Annotated in this window: 6 protein-coding genes; 3 read left to right on the top strand and 3 right to left on the bottom strand. The window is 44.8% G+C overall.

Annotated elements, in window-relative coordinates:
* Positions 1-1192, top strand: a 1192-nt coding sequence (locus tag A5N85_RS08015; RefSeq protein WP_143143218.1) for an autotransporter outer membrane beta-barrel domain-containing protein, incomplete at its 5' end; no start/stop codon positions are given.
* 241 nt (positions 1193-1433) lie between these two features.
* Here A5N85_RS08015 and A5N85_RS08010 read toward each other — a convergent pair.
* From A5N85_RS08010 to A5N85_RS08000, 3 genes are all read right to left on the bottom strand, one after another.
* Entirely contained in the window at positions 1434-2747 is a 1314-nt protein-coding gene (locus A5N85_RS08010) for an MATE family efflux transporter (protein ID WP_072576768.1), read from the bottom strand.
* Positions 2748-2791: 44 nt separating this feature from the next.
* Positions 2792-3988, bottom strand: coding sequence for a hypothetical protein (locus tag A5N85_RS08005; protein ID WP_072576767.1), 1197 nt, complete (start codon positions 3986-3988; stop codon positions 2792-2794).
* Between the two features lie 192 nt (positions 3989-4180).
* Positions 4181-4480, bottom strand: coding sequence for a cupin domain-containing protein (locus tag A5N85_RS08000; RefSeq protein ID WP_072576766.1), 300 nt, complete (start codon positions 4478-4480; stop codon positions 4181-4183).
* Positions 4481-4642: 162 nt separating this feature from the next.
* On the opposite strand from A5N85_RS08000, the gene A5N85_RS07995 reads away from it, so the two are divergent.
* On the top strand, positions 4643-5548 hold the full coding sequence (locus A5N85_RS07995) for a siderophore ABC transporter substrate-binding protein (protein WP_072576765.1): 906 nt from the start codon (positions 4643-4645) through the stop codon (positions 5546-5548).
* A gap of 3 nt (positions 5549-5551) precedes the next feature.
* Positions 5552-7636 carry a TonB-dependent siderophore receptor gene (locus A5N85_RS07990; protein ID WP_072576764.1) on the top strand — a complete coding sequence of 695 codons (2085 nt, stop codon included), beginning with the start codon at positions 5552-5554 and terminating at the stop codon, positions 7634-7636.
* The last annotated feature ends 94 nt before the right edge of the window (positions 7637-7730 follow it).

The following is a 7730-nucleotide window of genomic DNA, read 5'->3' as shown; positions in this document are numbered from 1 at the left end:
ACTGGCGGAAATACTGGGCGGAAATACTGGCGGAAATACTGGCGGAAATACTGGCGGAAATACTGGCGGAAATACTGGCGGAAATACTGGCGGAAATACTGGCGGTTCGACTGGTGGTGGCTCAACCACCGCGCCAACGTTTAACACCCCTTATCCCGACGCCTATAACAGTGCCGTCAATTCTTGGGTAAATACGGGCACCAATCCGCTGAAAAATTCTGCTTCAACCATCGGCAAAACCGACGCTGAAGCCAATCAAGCGGTCAATAACTACCTGTTCCAAACCGTAGCGCAAAATATCTATGCCGCCGTTCCCACCGCTGCCTTAGACAGTCTGCACGGTTATCGCAATCAAACGCTGCAAAATGCCGAATTGCTCAACAGCGGTCAAGTCAAAGTGAATGCACAGGCAAACACCAGCAACCATCAATACAAACACAATCTTGATGATGCCAGCAGCAGCCGTATGCAAATCGGTGCAAGCTATGGCGTGAGCGATAATTTCACCGTAGGCTTGGACGTTGGTATGGGCAAAGAAAAACTCAATGGCAATCATGGCAGCCAACTAAAAGGCAACGCCGCGTATGTAGGTGCTTATGCCAAAACGGGTTTTGCCAATAACCGCCTACAATGGACGAATGGCATCGCTTATGAAAACATGAACCTCAGTGGCAATCGCACCATCATCAACGGCTATGACAACCACCGCTTTGATAGCAAAGTCAGCACCGATACCTATAGCCTTTACAGCACACTGGAATACCAAGTGCCGATGAACGACACCGTCACTTGGACACCCAAAGCGGGCATTGCCTACAATCATAGCCGTATCGATGCGGTAAACGAGAAAGGCACGGGCAGACTTTCCATTGATACAAACAAACAAAACACCGTTGATATGGTGATTGGACATAGCATTGATATGCGTAAAGCAGCTGGCGCAGGTTATCTCAACGTGGGCGTGGATATGAATTACACCTATACCACAGGGCAAAAAGACCTCACTGCCCACTTTAACCAAAGCACCCCCTTTACGCTCAACAGCGAGCGACAAAAAGGGGCATTCAATGTGGGCGTAAATGCTGAATACGGCTTTGCTAAAGGCTTCTCTGTAAAAGCTGGAATTAACCAGCGCTTTAACAAACGTGGAAATGATTGGAGTGGCGGTCTACAAGTCAAATATAAATTCTAAATAAAGCTACAAAAAAAAGCCTCACCTATCCAATTGGATGGGTGAGGCTTTTAAATTAGCAGTAAAAGAAATGAGAGCTTTGCAAAACAGGGTTTTGCAAAGCTCTCAAATGATTATCCTAGCCAACTTCCCGAAAAATGCATACAACGTTAACTTAATATCCACTTTGAAACAGCCACCTATCCCAAAGTTCTGTATACATTTTTTTGGGAGGTTAACTATAACTCTGCAATCTTTCGCTTCAAGCACCCAATAAACGCTTCTGTAAATGTGGCAACAGAAAAGCCGCACGCAGCAGTAGGAAAAGATGAATGCCTAACCAAATTCCCTGATTATCTAAGACAAACCGCAGCAAATAACTGACTGGCACAATACACAATGCCACACCAATCATTGCATTACGCAAAATATTGGCTTTTGTTGCGCCAAAATAATAACCATCTAATAAATACCCCCAAACACCGCTCAGCGGTAAAAATACCGCCCATAGCCAATAATGCTGCGCGGTGCTTTGAACCGCTTCATTATCCGTCATCCATCCCACATATAACGGCACGATAAACGCATAAATGGCGGTAATTCCAAAAGCGAGCACACCACCAGAAATTAAGGTTTTTTGAATGACTTGCTGCAATTTATTTGATTTGTTCTCACCAATGGCTTGACCTGTCAGCCCTTCTGCTGCCACCGCCACGCCATCCAGTGCATAAGTGGCAATATTTAATAGCTGCATTAACACAATATTGGCGGCTAACACATCGTCTGCTAACGCACTGGCTAAACGCTGAAACCAACTCAAGCACAATACCAACATCGCTGTGCGAATAAACAAATCTCGATTCAGCGACAATAACACGCGAATTTCTTGCCATTGAAAAATGCGTTGCCAATCGGGTCGGAAGAAAAATAACTGATGCGAATGTTGCGCGCGATAGACCAACACGAGCGAAACACCGAGCGCTAAATAATTTGCACACACCGTACCTAATGCCACCCCTTTAATCCCTAAATGCCATCCATAAACCAACCATAAACTCAGCAAAATATTGCTAAACGTCAGCACCGCTTGCTGAATTAAAATGGCAAAACTCCGACTTTGCCCCGCAAACCAACCTAACGTGCTATAAAGCGCTAATTCTGCATACACGCTATACAAACGCAGATGAATATAGCTTGCCATTGCATTTTCCGTCGCCTCACTAGCGGAAAAATAGGATTTCGCCAATCCAATCACCAGCGGACGGAACAGCAACAAAACCGTTCCAATCATTGCCACTAAAATAAACGCACGCCAAAGAATCCGCTGTAATTGCCGATAATCTTGTTGCCCTAATGCTTGCGCACTTTGCCCTGAAGTGGCGTACTGCAAAAAATTAAAGCTCACATAGAGCATCGTAAAAACCGTATTTGCCAATCCTAAGCCTGATAACGGTGCCGCACTGGAAAAATGCCCAACAATGGCAGTATCAATAATGCCCTGTAGCGGCAATAGCACATTTGCCGCAATCACAGGCAAAGCAATTACTGCTATTCGACGATAGGAAATCTCTGACATAAACTTTGGCGCTCCTAAAAAACGAAAGGATAGAAAAAATCTGCTTATTTAAAACACGGTGCGCGCAGATATTCTCCAAACCTTGAATGATAAGCGCGTATCTGCCAATACTCTCCATTCGTCTGAAGTTCTCTTGCCGCTGCCCAATCGGTTGGCAGAAATGCCTTGTTATCACAAGTATGCGTTTGCGCGAACTGCCAAAGGCGCAACCGCGCATTCGCATCTTGTAGGCGATGTTGATACTGCGTGTCATTTTCTAATGTGCTAACTGATACATTGCTTAAAAGACAGCCTATACTATTTAACGCACAATTTTTTGCATTTTCTGACGAACGGGCTTTAGCCGTAACAATAGCTGGGGTTTGTGCGGGGTTATCTGCCACTATGGTGGCGCGCCATTGTGCACTGCAATACGGCGCATAGTTGAGATGAATATTGGCAATGGTTTTTTCTTGGTGGTAAAACAGTGGTAAATTTTTTAGCGATTGTAAATAGTTCACCGTATATTGCGCTTCACTTTGCATTAAGGGGCAAAAATCCACGCTTTCAATCGGCAAGGGTTCTAGCGCTTGTTTGCATTCCATTGGCAAGGTTTGCGCCGTTTGGGTTCGCCATTCGGATAATAAATTGAGTTCGTGCCGTAACAATGCGTCACCAATCAACGATTGAATGAGATTTTGACGGCTGTTTATCAGTTTTTTAGCAAAGGCAATGCCTTCACAAATCGGCGCAGCGCTTTGCTCTGGTGCTTGTGTGAGCAAAAGTGCATGGCGCGTGAGCAAAGGGCGTAAGAGATAGGGATAACTCGGAAGCGGTTCAACATCAATACGCTGAATGTCTTTTGGAAAAATACTGCTGATTTCTGACGGTTCCGCCTTTTGTAATTGCTCAAGGTCGGCATAGACGGATGCCAGTTGCGCTATCGCTTGTTGATAAGGCAAAGGATTTTTCCGTAAATCGGGCAGGCAATCGAGAATATCGATTTTACATAAGCCATCAAGTGCATATTTGTCATATTGTTCGCGACGAAAAGTCGGCGTTTCTTGGCTTTCTGGATGAAACCACGAATGCTCTTGCGCAGCATAAGCCTGCAAGGTTGCCCTATCTTCCGCAATTACGTCGGCGCGCGCTTCTGCTGGAATTTGATAGCCAAGTAGGTATAAACGTTCTGCTGGTGTTTCTGCAATAACGTTACGATAAACAAGAAGGCATGATAAAGATAAAAAAAGTCGAATAAGCATTCTATTTCCTGTTGTTTACGCTTACTATTTTTCATTTTATCTTACGTGCTTTCAAAAGCAATTATCAATAAATTGATGGCGCTACGATTCTATCGTAGCGCCATTTCTAAGTGACAAAATATTCGATTATGCCTAGAGAATTTTTAAAGGGAAGCGGCTAATAGCGATATTTCGCGAATGGTATGCAAAAAATTAGGCTTGAGCAATCATCAGTAGACGAGCATATTCTGGCGCACGTGGATGATGTGCTTGTTTGGCAGGGATAATTACCAATTCGCCTGCACGGACGATATGCGTCCCTTCCGCGTTGTCAATATGCATTTCTCCTTCAATGACTAAAAATAGTTTGTCACCCTCGTCATGCTGATGCCATTGATATTCGCCTTTAATGGTAATGAGATTGATATTGTGTTGGTTAAAACAGGCTAAAAACATCGGCTGCCAAAAAGTGTTTAGGTTCATTAGCGTGTTGTGCCAGTTATGAATTTGCATAGCGTTCTCCTTTGTAAAGCACTTGTAGTATAGAAACGTGATGGTGCGCAAGCAGGAAACAATTATGCGGTTACGGGAATTTCTATTGGAAGCGACTAGGCGCGCGATAGTGCGATTGTTTATGCTAATGATTACGATTGTTGATAAACAAAGGAGATACCAATGCGTAGCTTACGACGATGGATATTAAGCGGATGTATGGTGCTATGGCTAATCGCAACTTGCGCAGCGGCTAGCATTGATACCGCTCGTGGAAATGTAACCATATCAGAGATGCCAAAGCGTATTGCCGTATATGACTGGGCGGCACTAGATAGTTTGCATTCGCTAGGTGTGCCGATTGGTGCGACAACTCGCCCAGTAGAGATTGACTATCTTGCGCCTGTGTTTGCACAAGCAAAGACGGTCGGGACATTGTTTGAACCTGATTATGAAGCACTGGCAGCATACGCACCCGATTTAATTATTACAGACGGGCCAGGAGCAGTGTCGTATGAACAGCTGGCTAAACTCGCACCAACTATTGATATGACGATTGATAACAGCGCGATTCGCGAGAGTGGGCAAAAACGGATAGCCGCATTTGCACAGCTGTTTGGAAAACAAAAATCAGCAGAGAAGATAAAAGCGACAATTGATAAGGCATTTGCCAATGCACAAACGGCGGTAAAAGGACATGGTAACGCATTAGTGTTATCCATTACTGGTCCGAAAATTTCCGCATTTGGCGCAGACTCGCGTTTGGGCAGTTGGCTACATAAAGATATTGGAATGCCAGCCGCAGATACGCAATTAAGCAATGCCCCTCATGGTCAGCCAGTAACAATGGAGTATGTGGCAAAAATCAATCCTGATTGGCTCATTGTATTAGACCGTAGCGCAGCGCTTGGCGAACCCGCCGCTGCATGGGCAACACTAGATAATCAGCTTATACACCATACAACTGCTTGGCGTAAGCAACAAATTATTATCATGCCCGCAGCAAATTATATTGCCGCTGGCGGCGCACAGCAGTTAATCGACGCGGCTGAACAACTGACACAAGCCATGAAAAATAAGGAGGAATAATCAATGAGAGCTTACAAAATTATCGTTTTTGCTGCCTTACCGTATTATGCGCTAGCAGAAGAGGTCATCATGCTTGAGCCTATTACCGTGAGAAACGATGATAACCACTTACAAGGTGCATTCGCAGGCTTAATTGCAAATGATGCTGAACGTCCACAAACCCATACGACATTAAGCGCACAGCAAATCGCCGACCAACAGTTACCCAATTTAGATAACACTCTGCGTCAAGCAACTGGTGTCTCACAGCAAATTTGGGGGTCATCGCGCGCAGGTTATAACAAACTATATGCACGCGGTGCGTTAATCAATCGCTATCTAATTGACGGACAACCTGTTGCAGATAGTTTGGTAGATACTGGTAATCAAAGTAGTCTGGTTTATGAAAACGTACAAGTTAATCGTGGGGTTAGTGGGCTACTAGATGGCAGCGGAACGCCTGGTGTCAGCGTGAATATGCAACGTAAACTTCCCGAAGGAGAACAGCGTGAACTGATGTTTGGCGCGGGCAATCGTCAACATTTTGCACTCGGCGCCGATATGAGCGCGAGTTTAGATCGTGCAGATATCCTACGCACTCGCTGGATAGCCAATGCAATGCTCACGAACGGCTGGCGACATCGTGAGCATGAATACAATGGTGAAATTTACGGTGTGTTTGACTATCAGCCACACACGCAAACGAATATTAGCGCAGGGATACATTATCAACGCAGCAAAGCTGACGATAGCGCTTCTCATAGCTTTATCGTCTATGACACCGAAGGCTATCCCGTTCCACTTGGTCGCAAAGACAACCCAGCCAGCGCTTGGACCTATAGCGCAAACCAAAGTATGAATGCCTTTATAACGCTCAATCAAAAATGGAATGACCGTTGGAAAAGCACTTTTCAATACAATTATGTACGCAGCCATTGGGACCATCCCTATGGTGTCGCGGGAGTATTAAGCATCAATCATCAAGACGGCAGTAGTGATATCGTCAACGGTTATTGGAAAAATCATCGGACACTGCATAGCCTCAGCGCAACCCTTAGCGGCGAATACGACTTATTGGGGCGCCAACATCGCTTAGTAGCAGGAATAAACGGCTATCACAATGACCATAATCGTCCTGGTGAGCGCGCAGGCATAGGAAAAATCATTCATCTCAACGAGTTCAGCCAACACGGTAACTATCCTAAGCCAGATAGCTACCTGCAAAATTTAAATCAACACTATAAACAACAACAAATCGGCGCATATCTTGCCAGCCAATTACATCTAAATGACTATAGTGCCGTAATCATTGGTGCACGCTACACACAGTTTGACTATCACAATATCAGCCCAAACAATCGCAGTCGTAGCCGAGGTGGAAAAATTACCCCTTATCTAGGCTTAACCATAGCAATACATCCGAATACCACCCTCTATGCTGCCTATGCGCATCTATTTGAACCCCAAACCCAAAAAGATAAGCAAGACCGTGTATTAGCACCTTCACAAGGCAATAGCATGGAAATTGGTATCAAACAAAGCTGGTATGATGAACAACTCACCGCCAGTCTTAGTCTATATCGCAATCGTCAGAAAAACCTTGCCGTTCGCGCAGGTCAACACAGCGATGGAAGTTGGTATTATCGTGCTACCAATCACAGTAAAAGCGAAGGGATAGAAGCTGAACTTAGTGGGCAACTCACGCCAGATTGGCAAATCCAACTTGGCTACAGCTACAATCGAAGCCAAGATGACAAAGGCAAACGCCTCAATCCAGATAGCATTCCCCACCACGCCGTCAAACTCTATAGTAGCTATCAAGTCAATCCTGAATGGCGTATTGGCGCTGGCATACGTTGGCAAAGCGAAACACATAGTGATATTAACGGACGATTTAGCAGTGAAGCCGCTAAATCACGGGCTGCCAATACTGCGCGACAAAAATCTTATAGCGTGGTTGACCTAAATGCGCACTATCAGCCTAACCAGAAATTTGGTATCGGATTACACCTGCATAATCTTTTTGACCAACGCTACCGTACCCAACCAGACCGCCATAGCTACGGTGAGCCGCGTAGCATATTTGCAACTCTTCGTTATCAATTTTAAACACTTAATTAAATCACTAAACATTAGCGTGACAATACACATTGTCGCGCTAATGTTTCATTTGATTATAGTTTGAGATCTTTGCAAAAAATCA

The sequence above is a fragment of the Suttonella ornithocola genome (assembly GCF_001889065.1).
GTDB classification, from domain to species: domain Bacteria; phylum Pseudomonadota; class Gammaproteobacteria; order Cardiobacteriales; family Cardiobacteriaceae; genus Suttonella_A; species Suttonella_A ornithocola.
Note: the sequence above shows the minus strand (reverse complement) of the source record. Positions and strands in the feature narration are given on the sequence as shown.

What these genes read in the sequence shown, in the direction of transcription:
- A5N85_RS08010 (WP_072576768.1), bottom strand. Translation starts at nt 2,747, where the DNA reads ATGTCAGAGATTTCCTATCGTCGAATAGCAGTAATTGCTTTGCCTGTG.
- A5N85_RS08005 (WP_072576767.1), bottom strand. Translation starts at nt 3,988, where the DNA reads ATGCTTATTCGACTTTTTTTATCTTTATCATGCCTTCTTGTTTATCGT.
- A5N85_RS08000 (WP_072576766.1), bottom strand. Translation starts at nt 4,480, where the DNA reads ATGCAAATTCATAACTGGCACAACACGCTAATGAACCTAAACACTTTT.
- A5N85_RS07995 (WP_072576765.1), top strand. Translation starts at nt 4,643, where the DNA reads ATGCGTAGCTTACGACGATGGATATTAAGCGGATGTATGGTGCTATGG.
- A5N85_RS07990 (WP_072576764.1), top strand. Translation starts at nt 5,552, where the DNA reads ATGAGAGCTTACAAAATTATCGTTTTTGCTGCCTTACCGTATTATGCG.